The organism is Spirosoma terrae, from assembly GCF_010435915.1.
Classification (GTDB): Bacteria; Bacteroidota; Bacteroidia; order Cytophagales; family Spirosomataceae; genus Spirosoma; species Spirosoma terrae.
In genome coordinates this window covers 1-301 of sequence record NZ_JAAFZH010000058.1, presented here as the reverse complement: position 1 = coordinate 301, position 301 = coordinate 1, and the positions used below count along the sequence as shown (strand labels likewise).

Genomic DNA, 301 nt, shown 5'->3' with positions numbered 1-301 from the left:
CACACCCGGAATGCCCGGCTCACCTGCATCCTGGATACCATTCTTGTTGGTGTCCACCCACACGAAGTCACCCAAGGAGGCACTTGGAATGTAGAAACCAGCGTCCAGGTTTGGATTGTTCTCACCCGGCGCTAAGGTCACCGACTGGGTCTGACCCGTTACCGGATTGGCATCGCTGTCTTTAGTGTCATCCCCACCCGCGTTGGCGATCGTAGCCGTGTAACCCGTCGGCGCCACAAAGCTCACCGAGTACGGTACACCCGGGGTCAGGCCCGTGAAGCTGTAGATACCACTGGCGTTG

Annotated in this window: 1 protein-coding gene; it reads right to left on the bottom strand. The window is 58.8% G+C overall.

Annotated features, from left to right (window positions below; all coding sequences use genetic code 11):
- A partial coding sequence (locus GK108_RS31040) for an SdrD B-like domain-containing protein (RefSeq protein WP_163955483.1) occupies positions 1-301 on the bottom strand: 301 nt, incomplete at both ends.